This window comes from Amycolatopsis minnesotensis (genome assembly GCF_039529815.1).
Lineage (GTDB): Bacteria > Actinomycetota > Actinomycetes > Mycobacteriales > Pseudonocardiaceae > Amycolatopsis > Amycolatopsis minnesotensis.
Genome location: NZ_BAAANN010000027.1, coordinates 20,000 through 36,849, shown reverse-complemented (window position 1 = coordinate 36,849; position 16,850 = coordinate 20,000). Strand labels below are relative to the sequence as shown.

The 16,850-nt window shown below is 69.8% G+C and carries 18 protein-coding genes; 12 read left to right on the top strand and 6 right to left on the bottom strand.

The genetic code is table 11. From position 1 onward, the window contains the following. Positions 1-362 precede the first annotated feature (362 nt). Genes ABD256_RS29360 through ABD256_RS29350 form a run of 3 tightly spaced genes read right to left on the bottom strand, consistent with a single transcriptional unit; the run spans position 363 to position 2,795 of the window. Positions 363-971, bottom strand: a complete 609-nt coding sequence (locus ABD256_RS29360) for an acetoacetate decarboxylase family protein (protein WP_344426056.1) — start codon at positions 969-971, stop codon at positions 363-365. Next, positions 968-1,807, bottom strand: coding sequence for an enoyl-CoA hydratase-related protein (locus ABD256_RS29355; protein ID WP_344426053.1), 840 nt, complete (start codon positions 1,805-1,807; stop codon positions 968-970). Before ABD256_RS29355 ends, ABD256_RS29360 begins: the two co-directional genes overlap by 4 nt. Before the next feature lie 55 nt (positions 1,808-1,862). Beyond that, complete coding sequence (locus ABD256_RS29350) at positions 1,863-2,795, bottom strand: alpha/beta hydrolase fold domain-containing protein (protein ID WP_344426050.1); 933 nt, start codon at positions 2,793-2,795, stop codon at positions 1,863-1,865. Between the two features lie 121 nt (positions 2,796-2,916). Between ABD256_RS29350 and ABD256_RS29345 the strand changes: the two genes are divergently transcribed. The 9 genes from ABD256_RS29345 (at position 2,917) to ABD256_RS29305 (ending at position 13,064) form a co-directional block, all read left to right on the top strand. Beyond that, on the top strand, positions 2,917-3,708 hold the full coding sequence (locus tag ABD256_RS29345; RefSeq protein WP_344426047.1) for a TIGR03084 family metal-binding protein: 792 nt from the start codon (positions 2,917-2,919) through the stop codon (positions 3,706-3,708). Beyond that, positions 3,705-5,390, top strand: coding sequence for an acyclic terpene utilization AtuA family protein (locus ABD256_RS29340; RefSeq protein WP_344426046.1), 1,686 nt, complete (start codon positions 3,705-3,707; stop codon positions 5,388-5,390). Before ABD256_RS29345 ends, ABD256_RS29340 begins: the two co-directional genes overlap by 4 nt. Beyond that, positions 5,387-6,535 carry an acyl-CoA dehydrogenase family protein gene (locus ABD256_RS29335; RefSeq protein WP_344426044.1) on the top strand — a complete coding sequence of 383 codons (1,149 nt, stop codon included), beginning with the start codon at positions 5,387-5,389 and terminating at the stop codon, positions 6,533-6,535. Before ABD256_RS29340 ends, ABD256_RS29335 begins: the two co-directional genes overlap by 4 nt. Then, the gene (locus ABD256_RS29330; RefSeq protein ID WP_344426042.1) at positions 6,532-8,130 is read left to right on the top strand and encodes an acyl-CoA carboxylase subunit beta; all 1,599 of its coding nucleotides are present in this window, start codon (positions 6,532-6,534) and stop codon (positions 8,128-8,130) included. Before ABD256_RS29335 ends, ABD256_RS29330 begins: the two co-directional genes overlap by 4 nt. A gap of 5 nt (positions 8,131-8,135) precedes the next feature. Beyond that, on the top strand, positions 8,136-10,091 hold the full coding sequence (locus ABD256_RS29325; protein WP_344426040.1) for an acetyl/propionyl/methylcrotonyl-CoA carboxylase subunit alpha: 1,956 nt from the start codon (positions 8,136-8,138) through the stop codon (positions 10,089-10,091). Positions 10,092-10,093: 2 nt separating this feature from the next. Further along, complete coding sequence (locus tag ABD256_RS29320; protein ID WP_344426259.1) at positions 10,094-11,251, top strand: acyl-CoA dehydrogenase family protein; 1,158 nt, start codon at positions 10,094-10,096, stop codon at positions 11,249-11,251. Positions 11,252-11,270: 19 nt separating this feature from the next. After that, positions 11,271-12,101 (top strand): SDR family oxidoreductase, encoded by an 831-nt coding sequence (locus tag ABD256_RS29315; protein ID WP_344426038.1) that lies wholly within the window; start codon positions 11,271-11,273, stop codon positions 12,099-12,101. Next, on the top strand, positions 12,101-12,739 hold the full coding sequence (locus ABD256_RS29310) for a TetR/AcrR family transcriptional regulator (RefSeq protein WP_344426035.1): 639 nt from the start codon (positions 12,101-12,103) through the stop codon (positions 12,737-12,739). The genes ABD256_RS29315 and ABD256_RS29310 overlap by 1 nt, the downstream gene beginning before the upstream one ends. A 100-nt stretch (positions 12,740-12,839) precedes the next feature. Then, positions 12,840-13,064, top strand: coding sequence for a hypothetical protein (locus ABD256_RS29305; protein WP_344426032.1), 225 nt, complete (start codon positions 12,840-12,842; stop codon positions 13,062-13,064). 47 nt (positions 13,065-13,111) lie between these two features. On the opposite strand, the gene ABD256_RS29300 is transcribed toward ABD256_RS29305, so the two are convergent. Continuing rightward, a complete protein-coding gene (locus ABD256_RS29300; RefSeq protein ID WP_344426029.1) occupies positions 13,112-14,086 on the bottom strand; it encodes a chitinase in 975 nt (324 codons plus the stop codon). Between the two features lie 176 nt (positions 14,087-14,262). Between ABD256_RS29300 and ABD256_RS29295 the strand changes: the two genes are divergently transcribed. Continuing rightward, positions 14,263-14,652: a GNAT family N-acetyltransferase gene (locus ABD256_RS29295; protein ID WP_344426026.1), complete on the top strand. Its 390-nt coding sequence runs from the start codon at positions 14,263-14,265 to the stop codon at positions 14,650-14,652. On the opposite strand, the gene ABD256_RS29290 is transcribed toward ABD256_RS29295, so the two are convergent. After that, positions 14,649-15,167 carry a DUF6886 family protein gene (locus ABD256_RS29290; RefSeq protein ID WP_344426023.1) on the bottom strand — a complete coding sequence of 173 codons (519 nt, stop codon included), beginning with the start codon at positions 15,165-15,167 and terminating at the stop codon, positions 14,649-14,651. The two genes, ABD256_RS29295 and ABD256_RS29290, sit on opposite strands and share 4 nt — an antisense overlap. A gap of 219 nt (positions 15,168-15,386) precedes the next feature. Between ABD256_RS29290 and ABD256_RS29285 the strand changes: the two genes are divergently transcribed. Together ABD256_RS29285 and ABD256_RS29280 are read left to right on the top strand one after the other, a co-directional pair. Continuing rightward, the gene (locus tag ABD256_RS29285; protein ID WP_344426021.1) at positions 15,387-15,830 is read left to right on the top strand and encodes a VOC family protein; all 444 of its coding nucleotides are present in this window, start codon (positions 15,387-15,389) and stop codon (positions 15,828-15,830) included. Between the two features lie 9 nt (positions 15,831-15,839). Next, entirely contained in the window at positions 15,840-16,178 is a 339-nt protein-coding gene (locus ABD256_RS29280) for a YciI family protein (protein ID WP_344426018.1), read from the top strand. A gap of 33 nt (positions 16,179-16,211) precedes the next feature. On the opposite strand, the gene ABD256_RS29275 is transcribed toward ABD256_RS29280, so the two are convergent. After that, positions 16,212-16,826 (bottom strand): histidine phosphatase family protein, encoded by a 615-nt coding sequence (locus ABD256_RS29275; protein WP_344426016.1) that lies wholly within the window; start codon positions 16,824-16,826, stop codon positions 16,212-16,214. Positions 16,827-16,850 lie beyond the last annotated feature (24 nt).

Here is a 16,850-nt window from a genome sequence, read left to right as displayed (position 1 = left end):
AATGGGTGGCGTGTCGGCCCCTCACCCTGCCGGGTTACCTGATCACTTTGCGCGCCTGCTCGCAGCGTTGCGGGGCCTGGTTCCGGCTGGCCTGGTGGTTGCCCCGAATGCCACAGTGATGATGTGTGCGCGTTGATTCTGGTGAGGTGGGTGGTGGAAGCGCGGAGCTGCCCGGGGGCTTGGTCCGTGAAGGTCGCCTTCGGGGAATCTGACGCCGCGATCTCGTCCCTCGCGGCGGGCGGCATGGTGATGCTGATGCCCTGAAGGTGCCCTTCGCGGCATCAGATTCCCTCAAGGGCGCCTTCAGGGCACCTCGCTTTTGACCTCTATAGGAGCATCCTTCGGGGCATGGCGGACGTGACTCAGCCGCCGAAGCGCAGGGTGAAGTCCCGCAGGTGGAGATTCGCGACCGGCCGGTGCCCGGTGAGGTAGCCGAGCGGGCCGCCGGGGTTGACGGCCCAGTCCGCGCGCGCGAGGTGCGGGCGCGCCTTCGACGTCACGGGGCTCCGCTTGAGGCGGCCGTCGAGCGTCTGCACGACCTCGAACCGCGACGGCACCGGGAACGGGGCGCCGAGGCGGCGGGTGAACGCGGCGGTGGCGATCCAGTCGTCGCCGGTGGCCGCGGTCGCGGTGAACGTACTGCCGTGCCGGAAGTCCAGTGCCGCCAAGTCCTTCGGGATGCCCCACAGCGCGCGCCCGCCCGCGAGCGAAACCTCGCTGTCCACCCAGATCTCGGTGATGGACGCGGCGGCGCCCCTGCCCCGGACGGCCACAGTGGACAGCAGTTCGTGGTAGCTGAGCTGGCCGGGGTCCTGGTAGTCGATCCAGGCGGTCACCACCTGCGCCCTGCTGCCGAGGATGACGGGCTCGGCGCCGGTGGGCAGCGCCGGAAGGTCTTCGGTCGGGACGCGCCAGACCGAGACGTACGCCTGGCCCGCCAGGTGCCACGGCTCCGGGGGATAGCCGGTCACTTCTCGGCCCACGGCAGGTAGGGCGGCAGGTCGGCGTCCACGCGCATGCCGAACTCCGGCGGTCGCTTCTGGAGGAACGAAACCACGCCTTCGACGGCGTCCTTGCTCGCGCCGAGCCCGCCGATGAGACGGGAGTCGAGTTCGTGCACGGGGAACGGGGAGTCCGTTGTGGACATCCGGTAGAGGAGCTGCCTGGTCACCGCGACGGACACCGCCGACGTCGTCACCGCGATCTCCCGCGCCAGCTCGTATGCCTTGTCCAGCACCGAATCCGGCTCGTGGACACTGTGGACCAGCCCGGCTCGCAGTGCTTCCTCCGCGCCGAACACCCGCCCGCTCACCATCCAGTCCAGTGCGGTGCCCATGCCGACGAGTCGCGGGAGGAACCACGCGGACGCGCCCTCCGGGTAGATCCCCCTGCGGACGAAGACGAACCCGAACTTCGAGTCCGTCGACGCGAGCCGGTAGTCGCACGACAGCGTGATCGTGATGCCGCCGCCGACCGAAGCGCCCCGAAGCGCCGCGATCACCGGCTTGTTCATCGTGAAGATGCGCTTGGAGCATCTGCCGGCAGGCTCCTGCCACGCGGGATCCGGTCCGGTTTCGGCGTCGAAGTCGAACCCGCCTTGGGAGAGGTCGGCCCCGACCGAGAAGTCCTTGCCGTTCCCGGTGAGCACGACCACGCGGACGTCCTCGGCGCGGTCGGCGCGGTCCATCGCGTCGGCGAGTTCGTCGGCCATCCGGATCGTGTAGCCGTTGCGGGCCGCCGGCCGGTTGAGCGCCACGGTCGCGATGCGGTCGTGCACCGCATAGGTGATGTCGGCGTACTCGGCCACGCGGACTCCTTCGCTGGAATTCGAAGCTGACGGTAGGCCAACTATTGGCGTCTGGTCAACAAGTGACGGCGTCGCGCAGGAAGGACCCGGCGAACCGCAGCGCCTGCTTCGCCTCCGGCAGGAAGTCGGCGAACGCCTGGAACACGTGGATCTGGCCGGGCCAGACCTGCAGAGTGGCGGACCCGCCCGCCTCGGTCACCGACTCGGTCATCCGCCGCGAATCGCCGAGGATCGCTTCGGTGCCGCCGACCTGGACGAGCACGGGCGGCCAGCCGGTCTTGTCCGCGCCGAGCACGTCGAGCCGCGAATGGGTGACCGGCACGGCGGGGGCGTAGGCGCGGCGGCACTTCTCGGCGTAGGCGGGGGAAAGGAACGGGTCGCGCTCCGCGCGGTCGCGCTGCCAGGTCTCGGCGAGGCCGAGGTCCAGCCACGGTGACTCCAGGAACGCGGCCGCCGGGTGCGGGAGCCCTTCGCGCGCGAGGTCGGCGAGCAGCCCTGCGGCGAGGTGGCCACCGGCCGAATCTCCCGCGACGGTCAGCCGCGAAGCGGGAAAGCCGCGGTCCAGCAGCATGCGGTAGGCGGCGAGCGCGTCGTCCGCGGCGGCCGGGAAGGGGTGCTCGGGCGCGCGGCGGTAGTCGAGCAGGAACACCGGCAGTCCCGACGCGCGGGAGACCTGGTACGCCAGCGTCCGGTGGGAGCGAGGCGAGCCGAAGACGAAGCCGCCGCCGTGCAGGTAGAGCACCGCACCCGTGGCCGACGAGGCGCCGGGCGCGCGCATCCAGACGCCGCGGAGGTTCCCGTACCGAGCGGGCCACGCCGCGGTTTTGCGGGGGAGCGGCGCGAGGCCCGCGCTGTCGATCGTGCTCCGCAGCGCGCGAAGCTGGTAGCCGTGCGGGGAGGCCCGGTCCGCGAGCGGGCGCACCCGCGCGGCGAACAGCCGTCGCAACCGGACGCTCTGCGGGCTCGGGACCGTGCTCGTCTCGGGCATTGAGACCACTCCGTCTCCTCGGCTGGATCACCACGGTAGCGGGTCTCGCAGAAAACAATCATGCATGCTTGATTTTTAGTCGGCGGGGTGTCATCGTCGGACTCGACGCAGGGAGGCGGTTATGGCTGATCTGGGCGCGATCCTGGGAGATCTCGCGGCCGAGACGCAGACGATCGACGACGTCGTGGCCGGGCTCCCGGCCGCGGACTGGGCACGGGCGACACCCGCGCCCGGCTGGACCATCGCACATCAGATCGCGCACCTCGCCTGGACCGACGAGAAGTCGCTGATCGCCGCGACCAGGCCCGACGATTTCCTCGCCGAGGTGGAAAAGGCGCTCGCGGTGGGCGCGGACTTCGTCGACAAGGGCACCGAGGAGTCGGCGGACAAGCCGCCGGAGGAACTGCTCGCGCGGTGGCGCGCCGGTCGTGCCGAACTGGCCGAGGCGCTCGCCGCGGTGCCGGACGGCGAGAAGCTGCCGTGGTACGGGCCGCCGATGAGCGCGGCGTCGATGGCGACCGCGCGCATGATGGAAACCTGGGCGCACGGCCAGGACGTCTTCGACGCGCTCGGGCTCGTCCGCGAGCCGACGGCGAGGCTGTGGAACATCGCGCGGTTCGGCGTCCGCACCAGGGATTTCGCGTTCAAGCTGCATTCGCTCGCGCCGCCGGTGGAGGAGTTCCGAGTCGAGCTGGCCGCCCCGGACGGCACCACCTGGGCGTTCGGTCCCGAGGACGCCGAGGAGCGCCTTACCGGGCCCGCGCTGGACTTCTGCCTCGTCGTCACGCAACGCCGCCATCCCGATGACACCGCGCTGGCCGCCGAGGGTGACGGCGTTCGCGAGTGGCTCGGGATCGCGCAGGCGTTCGCCGGACCGCCCGGAAAAGGCCGCGAACCGGGCCAGTTCGCATGATCCGCGTTGGTAACGCCTCCGGGTTCTACGGCGACCGGTTCTCCGCGGTGCGCGAGATGCTCACCGGCGGCCCGCTCGACGTGCTCACCGGCGACTACCTCGCCGAGCTGACCATGCTGATCCTCGGGCGCGACCGGATGAAGGACCCGAACCGCGGCTACGCCAAGACGTTCCTCCGCCAGATGGAGGAAAACCTGGCACTGGCGAAGGAAAAGGGCGTCAAGATCGTCGCGAACGCCGGTGGGCTCAACCCCGCCGGGCTCGCGGACGCGCTGCGTGAGCTGGCCGCGAAGCTGGGCGTCGACGTCGCGATCGCGCACGTCGAAGGGGACGACCTGATCGCCCGCGCCGGCGAGCTGGGCTTCGGGAAGCCGTTGACCGCCAATGCTTATCTCGGCGCGTGGGGCATTGTGGACTGCTTGAACGCGGGTGCCGACATCGTGGTGACCGGGCGCGTGACCGACGCCTCGGTGATCGTCGGCCCGGCGGCGGCGTACTTCGGCTGGGCTCGCGACGACTACGACGCGCTCGCGGGCGCGGTGGCCGCGGGGCACGTCATCGAATGCGGTGCGCAGGCCACCGGCGGGAACTACGCCTTCTTCACCGAGCACGAGATCGGCGTACCGGGCTTCCCGATCGCCGAGATCCACCGCGACGGGTCGAGCGTGATCACCAAGCACGAGGGAACCGGCGGTGTGGTGACCACCGGAACCGTTACCGCGCAACTGTTGTACGAGATCACCGGAGCGCGGTATGCCGGGCCCGACGTCACCGCGCGCTTCGACACGCTGGCGCTCGACCAGGACGGGCCGGACCGGGTGCGGATCTCCGGCGTGACGGGTGAGCCCCCGCCGCCCACGCTGAAGGTCTGCCTCAACAGTCTTGGCGGATTCCGCAACGAAACCACGTTCGTCCTCACCGGACTGGACATCGAGCGCAAGGCGGCACTGGTCCGCGAGCAGCTCGACGGCGCGCTGAAGGCGAACCCGCCCGCCGATGTCACCTGGACGCTCGCGCGCACCGACCACCCCGACGCCGATACCGAGCAGCGCGCCAGCGCGTTGCTGCACGTGGCGGTCAAGGACGCCGACGCGAACGTCGCGGGCCGCGCGTTCAGCGGCGCGGCGATCGAACTCGCGCTGGCCAGTTACCCCGGCTTTCACGTGACGGCACCGCCTTCGGCGGCGTCCCCGTACGGCGTCTACACGGCGTCCTATGTGGACATCTCTGAGGTGCCGCACGTCGCGGTGCGGCCGGGCGGGTCGCGAGTGGACATCGAGCCCGCAGCCGAAACCCTCGAACTGTCCGATGTGGAGGAACCGGAGCTGCCGGAGCCGTTGGCGACGGGGCCGGTGCGCCGCCTGCCGCTCGGCACCGTGCTCGGCGCGCGCAGCGGCGACAAGGGCGGCAACGCGAACCTCGGCGTCTGGGTCCGCTCGGACGAGGCGTGGCGCTGGCTGGCGCACCGGCTCACCGTCGCCGAGTTCAAGCTGCTGCTGCCCGAGACGGCGGATCTCACCGTGACACGGCACCTGCTGCCGAACCTACGTGCGGTGAACTTCGTCGTCGAAGGAATCCTCGGCGAGGGCGTTTCCTCGCAGGCGCGGTTCGACCCGCAGGCGAAGGCGCTCGGGGAATGGCTTCGCGGCAGGGAAATCGACATCCCGGAGGCACTGCTGTGACCGATCCCTTCGGCACCCCGGAACGGCTCGCGCTGCGGGAGACGGTGCGCCGGTTCACCGAGTCCGAGGTGCTGCCGTATCTGGACCAGTGGGAGCGCGACGGAGAACTGCCTCGCGAGCTGCACCGCAAGGCGGGGGCCATCGGGCTGCTCGGGGTCGGCTTCCCGGAGGAGGTCGGCGGCGGTGGCGGCGACTACCTGGACGCGCTCGTGGTCGCCGAGGAGATGCACTACGCCGGTGGCTCCGGCGGGCTCTTCGCGTCGTTGTTCACCTGCGGGATCGCGGTTCCGCACATCGCCGACGCCGGTGATCCCGCCCAGATCGACCGGTGGGTCCGGCCGACGCTGGCGGGGGAGAAGATCGGTTCGCTCGCGGTCACCGAACCGGACGGTGGCTCGGATGTCGCCGGTATCCGCACCACGGCGGTCCGCGACGGCGACGAGTACGTCATCAACGGTGCCAAGACGTTCATCACCTCCGGCTGCCGCGCCGATTTCGTGACCACGGTGGTCAGGACCGGCGAGCCGGGCGCGCGCGGGATCTCGCTGATCGTGGTCGAACGCGGCACGCCGGGGTTCACCGTGACCCGCAAGCTGGAAAAGATGGGCTGGCACGCCTCGGACACCGCTGAATTGTCCTATGTGGACGTACGGGTGCCCGTGGCGAACCTCGTCGGCGGGGAGCACAGCGGGTTCGCCCAGGTGGCCACCCAGTTCGTCACCGAGCGGGTTTCACTGGCCGTGCAGGGCTACGCCCACGCCCAGCGCGCGCTGGACCTGACGCTGGACTGGTGCCGCCTGCGCGAGACGTTCGGCCGCCCGCTGATCTCGCGGCAGCTCGTACAGCACAAACTCACCGAAATGGCCCGCAAGATCGACGTGGCGAGGACCTACACCCGCGACGTGGCGCAGCGCCATGTCGCGGGCGAAGAAGTGATCGCCCAGGCCTGCTTCGCGAAGAACACCGCGGTGGAGACCGCGGAATGGGTGGTCAACGAGGCGGTCCAGCTGCACGGCGGGCTCGGCTATATGAGCGAGTCCGAAGTGGAACGGCACTACCGGGACGTCCGAATCCTCGGGATCGGCGGCGGTACCAACGAGATCCTCACCGGGCTCGCCGCGAAGCGATTGGGGTACACGGCATGACCATGATTCCTTCGACGGTCGACACCGGGTCCGACGAGTTCGCGGCGAATCGGGATTCCATGCTCGGCAAGCTCGCCGAGATCGACGCCGAGCACGCGAAGGCGATCGCCGGTGGTGGCGAGAAGTACGTCGAACGGCACCGCAAGCGCGGCAAGCTGCTCGCCCGCGAGCGGATCGAGCTGCTGCTGGACGAGGACTCGCCGTTCCTCGAACTGTCACCGCTGGCCGCGTGGGGCTCGGACTACCGCGTCGGCGCCAGCGTGATCACCGGGATCGGCGTGGTGGAAGGCGTCGAGTGCCTGATCTCGGCGAGCGACCCCACCGTCAAGGGCGGCGCCAGCAACCCGTGGACGACGAAGAAGAGCTTCCGGGCGGCGGATATCGCGGCGCAGAACCGGTTGCCGGTGATCAACCTGGTCGAGTCCGGCGGCGCGGATCTCCCGACCCAGAAGGAGATCTTCATCCCCGGCGGCCGGGTGTTCCGCGACCTGACCCGCTCGTCGGCGGCGAAGGTGCCCACCGTGGCACTGGTGTTCGGCAACTCGACCGCGGGCGGCGCGTACCTGCCCGGCATGTCGGACTACGTGGTGATGGTCAAGGAGCGCGCGAAGGTCTTCCTCGGCGGCCCGCCACTGGTGAAGATGGCCACGGGCGAGGAATCCGACGACGAGTCGCTCGGCGGCGCCGAGATGCACGCGCGGACCTCCGGCCTCGCCGACTACCTCGCCGTGGACGAGCAGGACGCGATCCGGCTCGGCCGGAGCATCATCCGCCGCCTGAACTGGCGCAAGCAGGGCCCGGTGCCGGAACCGGTTTACGCCGAGCCGCGGTACGACGCCGAGGACCTGCTCGGGATCGTGCCCGGCGACCTCAAGGTGCCGTTCGATCCGCGCGAGGTGATCGCGCGCGTGGTCGACGGCTCGGACTTCGACGAGTTCAAACCGCTGTACGGGCCAAGCCTGGTGACCGGGTGGGCGAGCGTGCACGGCTACCCCGTCGGGATCCTGGCCAACGCGCAGGGCGTGCTCTTCGGCGAGGAGTCGCAGAAGGCGGCCCAGTTCATCCAGCTCGCGAACCAGGTGGACACGCCGCTGATCTTCCTGCACAACACCACCGGCTACATGGTCGGCAAGGAGTACGAGCAGAGCGGCATCATCAAGCACGGCGCGATGATGATCAACGCCGTGTCCAATTCGAAGGTCCCGCACATCTCGGTGCTGATGGGCGCTTCCTACGGCGCGGGGCACTACGGCATGTGCGGCAGGGCCTACGACCCGCGCTTCCTGTTCGCGTGGCCGAGCGCGAAGTCCGCGGTGATGGGGCCGGCGCAGCTCGCCGGGGTGCTGTCCATCGTGGCCCGCGCCGCCGCGGCCGGCAGGGGCCAGGAGTACAGCGAGGAGAACGACGCGGCGATGCGCGCGATGGTGGAGAACCAGATCGAAGCGGAGTCGATGCCGATGTTCCTCTCCGGCATGCTCTACGACGACGGCATCATCGACCCGCGCGACACCAGGACCGTGCTCGGGCTGAGCCTTTCCACCATCCACAATGGACCAGTGAAGGGCGCCGACGGCTTCGGCGTCTTCCGGATGTGAGTGAGATGATCCAGAACCTGCTGGTCGCGAACCGCGGTGAGATCGCCCGCCGGGTGTTCCGTTCCTGTCGTGACGCCGGGATCGGCACCGTCGCGGTGTTCTCCGACGCCGACACCGACGCGCCCCACGCCCGCGAAGCCGACACGGCCGTCCGGTTGCCGGGCAACGCGCCTTCGGAGACCTACCTGCGCGCGGATCTGCTCGTCAAGGCCGCCGCGGCCACCGGGGCCGACGCGGTGCACCCCGGATACGGCTTCCTGTCGGAGAACGCCGCGTTCGCGCGGGCGGTGCTCGACGCCGGGCTCACCTGGGTCGGCCCGCCGCCGGAGGCGATCGAGACGATGGGCTCCAAAGTGGAGTCGAAGCGGCTGATGGCTGCGGCCGGGGTTCCCGTACTGTCCGAATTGGACCCCGGCGAGGTCACTGAAGCCGATCTTCCCTTGCTGGTCAAGGCTTCCGCAGGGGGCGGCGGCCGAGGCATGCGCGTGGTCAGGAAGCTGGACGAGCTTGCCGAGGCGGTGGAAGGCGCCAGCGCCGAGGCGGGGTCCGCGTTCGGCGACTCGACGGTGTTCTGCGAACGCTACCTCGAAACCGGCAGGCATATCGAGGTTCAGGTGCTGGCCGACCGGTACGGCACGGTGTGGGCGCTGGGGGAGCGGGAGTGCTCGATCCAGCGCAGGCACCAGAAGGTCGTGGAGGAGGCACCCTCGCCGTTCGTCGACGCGGCCATGCGGGAGGAGCTGTTCGACGCCGCCCGCAAGGCGGCCAACGCGATCGACTACGTCGGCGCCGGAACCGTCGAGTTCCTCGCCGGGCCGGACGGCCGGTTCTACTTCCTCGAAATGAACACGCGGCTGCAGGTCGAGCACCCGGTCACCGAGTGCACCACGGGAGTGGACCTCGTCGCGCTGCAGCTTTCCGTCGCCGAGGGCGCGCCGCTGTCGGTGGACCCGCCGCCGTCGACGGGGCACGCCATCGAGGTCCGGCTCTACGCCGAGGACCCGTCGGCGAACTGGCAGCCGCAGAGCGGCACCCTGCACCGCTTCGAAATCCCGGACGTCGACCTCTCCTTCGAGCACGGGCCGGGGCTCCGGCTGGACTCCGGTTTCGTCAGCGGTTCGGTGGTCGGCGTGCACTACGACCCGATGCTCGCCAAGGTGATCGCGTGGGCGCCGGATCGGGGGAGCGCGGCACGCAGGCTCGCGAAGGCGCTGGCTTCGGCGAAGATCCACGGTGTGGTCACCAACCGGGACCTGCTGGTGAACGTCCTGAGGCACGACGCGTTCCTCGCCGGGGAGACCGACACCGTCTTCTTCGACCGGCACGGCCTGGCCACGCTCGCCACGCCGCTGTCCACTGAGGACACCGTCCGGCTGTCCGCGCTCGCCGCCGCACTGGCCGACGCGGCGGGGAACCGGGCGGGCGCGACGGTGTGGCCCCGGCTGCCGAGCGGCTGGCGCAACGTCCGGTCCACCGGTCAGCGGAAGCGGTTCACGCACGGCGAAACCGAGTACGAAGTAGTGTACTCGCTCACCCGTGACGGGCTCGTTGCCGACGGGTACGAAGACGTCACGCTGGTGGAGTCCACTCCGGAGCGAGTTGTCCTCGACACCGCGGGCGTTCACCGGGTGTTCGACGTCGCGCGCTACGGCGGTACGTCCTATGTGGACTCATCGCTCGGTTCGGTGGTGTTGGCGGCCGAACCCCGGTTCGCGGACCCGAACTCCGCGCTCGCCGCCGGGTCGCTCGTGGCGCCGATGCCCGGCACCGTCGTCCGGATCGCGGTGTCGGCGGGGGACGCGGTGGCGGAGGGCGATCCATTGCTGTGGCTCGAAGCGATGAAGATGGAACACCGGATCTCCGCGCCTGCCGACGGCGTCGTCGCGGAGCTTCCGGTGGAGGTCGGCAAGCAGGTCGAGGTCGGAGCCGTGCTCGCGGTGGTGGAGGCGAAGGAAGCATGACCATGAACTTCAACGAGTCCGACGAGCGCGTCGCACTGCGGAAGGCGACCGCCGAACTGGGCCGCAAGTACGGCCACGAGTACTACATCAAGCAGGCTCGCACCGGCGGGAAGACGAACGAGCTGTGGGACGAGGCGGGTCGCCTCGGCTACCTCGGCGTGTCGGTGCCGGAGGAGTACGGCGGCGGGGGCGCCGGGATCGGTGATCTCGCGGCGGTGTGCGAGGAACTCGCCGCGGTGGGCACCCCGCTGCTGCTGATGGTGGTGTCCCCGGCGATCTGCGCCACCGTCGTGGCCAGGTTCGGCACCGACGAGCAGAAGAAGCGCTGGCTGCCCGGTTTCGCCGACGGCAGCGTGCGGATGTCGTTCGCCATCACCGAACCGGACGCCGGCTCGAACTCGCACCGCATCACCACCACGGCCAAGCGCGACGGGGGAGATTGGGTCCTGAGCGGACGGAAGGTGTACATCTCCGGCGTCGACGAGGCGGACGCCGTGCTCGTGGTCAGCAGGACCGAAGACGCCAAGACGGGCAAGCTGAAGCCCGCGCTGTTCATCGTCCCCACCGATACGCCAGGGTTCGAGTACCGGCAGATCGAGATGGACATCGTCTCGGCCGACAAGCAGTTCGGCCTCTTCCTCGACGACGTGCGCCTGCCATCGGACGCGCTCGTCGGCTCGGAGGACGCGGCGATCGCGCAGCTGTTCGCGGGGCTCAACCCCGAGCGGATCATGGGCGCGTCGTTCTCGCTCGGCATCGCGCGCTACGCGCTCGACAAGGGCGTCGCCTATGCGAAGGAACGCCAGGTCTGGGGCACGCCGATCGGTGCGCACCAGGGCCTCGCGCATCCACTCGCCCAGGTCAAGATCGAGGTCGAGCTGGCGAAGTTGATGACCCAGAAGGCCGCCGCGCTCTACGACTCCGGTGACGACTTCGGCGCGGGCGAGGCCGCGAACATGGCGAAGTACGCCGCCGCCGAGGCCGCGATCCATGCCGTCGACCAGTCCGTGCAGACCCACGGCGGCAACGGGCTGGCCTCCGAATACGGGCTCGGCACCCTGCTCTCCGCGGTCCGGCTCGGCCGGATCGCCCCGGTCAGCAGGGAAATGGTGCTGAACTTCGTCGGCCAGCACAGCCTCGGCCTTCCCAAGTCCTACTGAGTCGTACCAGGGAGAACGCATGACACTCGCGGGCAAGACCCTCGTCATGTCCGGCGGCAGCAGGGGGATCGGTGAAGCGATCGCGGTGCGCGCCGCGCGCGACGGCGCGAACGTCGCACTGATCGCGAAGACCACCGAACCGCACCCGAAGCTGCCCGGCACGATCCACACCGCGGCCAAGGCGATCGAGGACGCCGGTGGTCACGCGCTGCCGATCGTCGGCGACATCCGCGACGACGAGGCCGTCGAGGCGGCGGTGGCGCGGACCGTCGAGCAGTTCGGCGGGCTCGACATCGTGGTGAACAACGCGAGCGCGATCGACCTGACGCCGACCGAGTCCGTGCCGATGAAGCGCTACGACCTCATGCAGGACATCAACGCGCGCGGGTCCTTCCTGCTGGCCAAGACCGCCATCCCGCACCTGAAGAAGTCCTCGAACGCGCACGTGCTGACGCTGTCGCCGCCGATCAGCCTCGACCCGAAGTGGTTCGAGGCCGGGCATCTCGCGTACAGCATCGCGAAGTACTCGATGAGCCTGGTGACCGTCGGGCTCGCCGCCGAACTGCGCGCCGACGGCATCGCGGCGAACTCGCTGTGGCCGCGTACCACGATCGACACCGCCGCGATCCGCAACGTCGTGGGCGCCGAGCTGGCGAACCGGTCGCGGACACCGGAGATCATGGCCGACGCGGCGCACGCGATCCTCGTCAAGCCGAGCCGCGAGGTGTCCGGCAACTTCTTCATCGACGACGAGGTGCTGGCCGCCGAAGGCGTCACCGATTTCGCGAAGTACCGGATCGGCGACTCGGACGACGACCTCGCGCTCGATTTCTGGGTCGAGCCTGCCTGATGATCCGGGAGCCCCAGCAGGAGCGGAGCAGGACCACCCGGCGCCGTCTGATCGACGCCGCGGTGGAGTGCATCGGCGAGCTGGGCTGGACCGGGACGACGGTCGCGCTGATCGCGGAGCGCGCCGGGGTGTCGCGCGGTGCGGCCCAGCACCACTTCCCGGCACGCGAGAACCTGGTCGCGGCGGCCGTGGAACACGTCGGCGAAGTGCAGATCACCGAGTTGAAGCGGCACGCGGACGGTCTGCCGACCGGGTCTTCCCGGATCGAAGCCGTCGTCGACATGCTGCTCAACCTGTACGCGGGCCCGATGTTCCGCGCCGCGCTGCACCTGTGGGTCGCCGCCTCCACCGATGAGGGCCTGCGGGGCACGCTCGTGCCGCTGGAAGCGCGGGTGGGTCGCGAAGCGCACCGGCTGGCGGTGGAACTGCTCGGCGTGGACGAGTCGCACCCCGGCGTGCGGGAACTGGTCCAGGCCACCCTCGACCTCGCGCGCGGGCTGGGACTGGCGAACCTGCTGACCGACGACACCCGGCGGCGCCGGCAGATCATCCGCCAGTGGTCGCGCGTACTCGGGTCGGAATTACTACCCGCCGCTACGGAACCACGTCAACGTGATGTTCGTCCAAAAACTCGTTAACACTAACGGAGCAGTAGGCGATAGGCCTAGTAACGCTCAGTTGTCGAGAAGGGGATGAACCACGGTGTCCGGTACAGGGGTAGAGCTTTCCCATCGCGCGATGGCGATGTTGCGCGCGGTGGCCGCGCATCGCGCGCAGATGTCCCGTAGCTGCGAGCCCGACCTGTTCATCGACGGGTTCTCCTGCTGCGATCAGGTGACCGCGCACGCGCTGGCGCGCGGCGGACTGATCCGGCCTGCCGACAGAGCGTCTGCCTTGGCCAGGGTGCCCGCTGAGCTGACCGAAGCGGGGCGCGCGGCGATCGAGGTCACCGCCGTCGCCTGAGGGAGCGGGCGTGGCGGCGGGATCGCCACCGCCACGCCGGTCTCGCCTCAGCCGTTGTACCCGGCGACGATCTTGGTGAAGTCGAAGTCGCCCTGCGGGATCCCGCTGCAGCTGTCCGAGGAACCGCCGCAGTTGCCGTGGTCCCGGTTGGTCGCCCAGAACGTGAACCGCGCCAGGTGCTTGCTCGTGGCGTAGTCCCGGATCGCCTGGTAGTTCGCGACCGACACCACTTCACCCGCGTTGTCGGTCTTCCCGTTCATCGAGGACAGGCCGCTGCGCCGGTAGGCCTGGTCGTCCGACCAGCCGTAGGTGCTCTTGAGCTGGTTCTTCAGCCCGTCCACCGCGCTCCTGGTCATGGCGGCCATGTCGCCGCCGTTGCTGAAGTCGAACGGCATCACCGACCACGCGTCGATATCCGCGCCGAGCGCCTTCGACTGCTTGATCAGGCGCTGGCCCCACGAGTTCGGGCCGCTGACATTCGTCGGCATGGTGATGACGGCCTTGAGCCCGGGATTGTTCTGCTTCACCGTTTTCAGCGCACCGAGCACGCGGTCCTGCACCGCGTTGTTCTCGAACTCGCCCGCCTCGATGTCGATGTCGATGGCCTTGAGCTTGTACCGGCTGATCACCTTCTGGTAGGCGTCGGCGAGCGCGGAGACCGACGGGCACTTCTGGCCGAGCTTGTTGCCGGACCACCCGCCGAACGACGGGATCACCTCGCCGCCGGCGTTCCTGATGGTGTTGATCAGGGTGGCGTCGGCGCCGCCGAGTTCGCGGTTGCCGTCCCATTTCGGGTTGCAGCCGCCGTCGGACAGCACGAAGGCGAGGGTGAACGCCTTGACGCCTGTCGACTTCATGACGTTGGCGGCGTTGGGCACGGCGCCCCACTGGTACAGGTACGGGGAGGCGGTCACCGGGTCCACGGCGTTGAGCGCCCCCGCCGACGGGGCTGCTCCGATCGCGAGGCCGAGTGCGGCACCTGCCGCGGTCGCGACGGTCAGCAGCCGTCGAATGCTCTTCATGGGATAGGTCCTCCAACATCGTCTGCGGGACGGCGTCGTCCCGCACGTGGAGCACCTCCGATGCTTGAGGCGGCGGAGTCAGCGAGGAGGGTGCCTGGCGCACCTACAGTGGATTAGACCAATCCTGGTGTCAAGGTGCGTGCCGGGACCGGCGGGCGAAGGTGGATCGTGACGGGGTGGGCATCGAGTACCGCTGGCGCGCCGAAGTGACCGATGAGGAACTGGTCGAGCTGACCCGTTCGCACGGCGGCGATCCGGAGCCGGGATGGTGGACCCGCGTCCGCGCGCACAGCCTCGGCTGGATGACCGCGCGCGTGCCCGGCCTCGTCGGTTTCGCCAACGTCGCGTGGGACGGCGCGGACCACGCCTTCCTGCTCGACCCGAAGGTCCGCCCCGAGCACCAGCGCCTCGGCATCGGCGCCGAACTCGTCCGGCGCGCTGCCGCCGAGGCCGCCCGCGCCGGATGCACCTGGCTGCACGTCGACTTCGAGCCGCACCTGCGCGCGTTCTACTTCGACGCGTGCGGTTTCCGCCGGACCGACGCGGGGCTGATTTCCCTTGGCTAGCGCGCGTTCCGGAGCCGGATCCCGCTGAAGCCGCACGTGCTGGCGACCACCGAGGCCCAGAACTCGCTGAGCTTCGGCAGCACGCGCAGTTCGATCCCGGCTGCTTCGTGGAGTTCGAACAGGTCGCCGACCCGCTCGGCCGCCCCGAGCGGTTCCACCGGTTCGACCGCGACCCAGGCATGGTCACCCATCGGCACGAACCGCTCAGCGGGAAACCGGTACGCGAACAGCCGGACCGTGCGCATCGCCTCGAGCCAGCCGTACTCGACGGCGTGCACCCGCTCGCCGGCTCCCGGCCCGAGAAAGCGGGCGCGATCGTCATCCGTGGTGGACGGCGTCGCCCAGGCCATCGCGCGCGGGCACTGCCGGGGGAACCAGTAGTCCGGTGACCGTGCCGCGTCGACGGCCCATACGAACGCGTCCGGTTGCCGTGCCGTGGCCGCCACGTGCGGGACGAACCGCGCGATCGAGGGGTCCTCGGAGAAGTGCAGTACCTGCCCTGGTTCCGGTCGCATACCCCCGTCATACCCGGCAGCCGCCGTGGCGTGGCTTCGCCCGGTCAGCGCTGCCGAATCCGGTGTCGCGGCAGGTGGGGCCGGCTCCGCGGGCGAGGAGATGTGTGGCGCTGTCCGCGCGTCCGCCGAACGCCGCCTGAGCCGAATGGGGTTCCCTTACGAAACTCGGGGTGCTATCTTCCCTAGAACGTTTCTTGAAGAAACTCTGGAGGGTATCCGATGGCGTTGGTAAAGCGCTTCGATCACGTCGGCATCACCGTCGCCGACCTCGACGCCGCGACGGCGTTCTTCGTCAGCCTCGGCCTGGAGGCCGATCCGAGGATGGCCGTCGAAGGCGAGTTCCTGGACACGGTGATCGGCATGACCGGCGCCCGCACCGAGATCGTCATGCTGCGAGCGCCCGGCGGCGGTACGACCCTGGAGCTTTCGAGCTTCACTCGGCCCGATCACCTCCCGGGTTCGCCCGCCGCGCCTGCCAACGAACTCGGCCTGCGCAACGTCGCCTTCGAGGTGGACGACCTCAAAGCCGCGGTCGACCACGCCGCGACCGAGGGCTACGGCCTGGTGGGAGGCATCGGCGAATACGAGGGCGCATGGCGGATGGCCTACGTTCGCGGGCCCGAAGGAATCATCGTTTCACTCGCCGAGCGCGTCGAGAAATAAGGGGAAGTCATGAACACGACCGTGACCAACGAACAGATTCAGGCGCTGGCCTCGACCGCGAAGCCCTACAGCCTCGCGCTCCTTCACTGGGGCCCGGAGCGGACCAAGGACGGCGCGGACGCGATCGAACTCGAACACCAGCGGCGCATGGTGTCGCTGCGCGCCGAGGGGGTGATCGCGATCCTGTGCCCGGTCGGCTCCGATACCGTCGCCGGTGTCGCGATCATGACCGTGCCCGCCGGGGAAGCCGCCGAGATCATGGCCGCGGATCCCTGCGTGCGAGCCGGGATGATTCGCTGTGAGGTGCACCCGTGCCACGGCTTCCCCGGAGACGCCCTCCCCGCATAACGGGCACGGCGGTGAGTTTGCCGCCGGTTCGAGCTAGGGGGCCGAGCCGACGAGCACCTCGCGATTGTGGAAGACGTCGTCCTCGCGAAGCACCGTGATGCTGCCGGACGCGGCGCGGAAGCTGACGTAGTCCGCCGAGTCGAGCGGCATCCGGATCCACGAGGCGACGACGAACGTGAGGGTGCCGCCGTGCGTCACGACGACCTGGTGTTCGCGGGGACTTGCCAGGATCCGTTCCATGGACGCGTAGACGCGCCGGGCGAAGGCGGCCTTGGTTTCCGAGCCGGGGACGCCTTCGTCGTGCCGCATCCGGTCTCCGGCGGGAGGAGGTGGCACGAACCTGCGGTCGAGCCAGTCCTGCGGCCTGCCCCCGGCCTCGCCGTAGGACTTCTCTCGCAGCCGTTCGTCCAGGACGGGCTCCACCCCGAGCGCCTCGCCGGCCGCGGCGGCGGTCTGCGAGGCGCGCTGGAGATCCGAAGAGAAGATCTCCACGCCGGCGCCTTCGGGTATCCGATCCCGCAGCGACGCGGCGATCGCCGCCGCCGCGCGCGTCCCGGCCGGGGTGAGCAGCGAGTCGTGCCAGCCACCCACCACCCGGTCGACGTGATGGGTCGCCTCCGGGTGGGTGACGACGTAGATCGTGCGCACCTTTTCTCCTGTTCGCGTGGCCGG

Bases quoted from the DNA above. Each gene is read 5' to 3' on its own strand.
- ABD256_RS29340 (WP_344426046.1), top strand. From the start codon at position 3,705: ATGATCCGCGTTGGTAACGCCTCCGGGTTCTACGGCGACCGGTTCTCC.
- ABD256_RS29320 (WP_344426259.1), top strand. From the start codon at position 10,094: ATGAACTTCAACGAGTCCGACGAGCGCGTCGCACTGCGGAAGGCGACC.
- ABD256_RS29310 (WP_344426035.1), top strand. From the start codon at position 12,101: ATGATCCGGGAGCCCCAGCAGGAGCGGAGCAGGACCACCCGGCGCCGT.
- ABD256_RS29345 (WP_344426047.1), top strand. From the start codon at position 2,917: ATGGCTGATCTGGGCGCGATCCTGGGAGATCTCGCGGCCGAGACGCAG.
- ABD256_RS29300 (WP_344426029.1), bottom strand. From the start codon at position 14,086: ATGAAGAGCATTCGACGGCTGCTGACCGTCGCGACCGCGGCAGGTGCC.
- ABD256_RS29290 (WP_344426023.1), bottom strand. From the start codon at position 15,167: ATGCGACCGGAACCAGGGCAGGTACTGCACTTCTCCGAGGACCCCTCG.
- ABD256_RS29285 (WP_344426021.1), top strand. From the start codon at position 15,387: ATGGCGTTGGTAAAGCGCTTCGATCACGTCGGCATCACCGTCGCCGAC.
- ABD256_RS29330 (WP_344426042.1), top strand. From the start codon at position 6,532: ATGACCATGATTCCTTCGACGGTCGACACCGGGTCCGACGAGTTCGCG.
- ABD256_RS29315 (WP_344426038.1), top strand. From the start codon at position 11,271: ATGACACTCGCGGGCAAGACCCTCGTCATGTCCGGCGGCAGCAGGGGG.
- ABD256_RS29325 (WP_344426040.1), top strand. From the start codon at position 8,136: ATGATCCAGAACCTGCTGGTCGCGAACCGCGGTGAGATCGCCCGCCGG.
- ABD256_RS29350 (WP_344426050.1), bottom strand. From the start codon at position 2,795: ATGCCCGAGACGAGCACGGTCCCGAGCCCGCAGAGCGTCCGGTTGCGA.
- ABD256_RS29280 (WP_344426018.1), top strand. From the start codon at position 15,840: ATGAACACGACCGTGACCAACGAACAGATTCAGGCGCTGGCCTCGACC.
- ABD256_RS29305 (WP_344426032.1), top strand. From the start codon at position 12,840: ATGGCGATGTTGCGCGCGGTGGCCGCGCATCGCGCGCAGATGTCCCGT.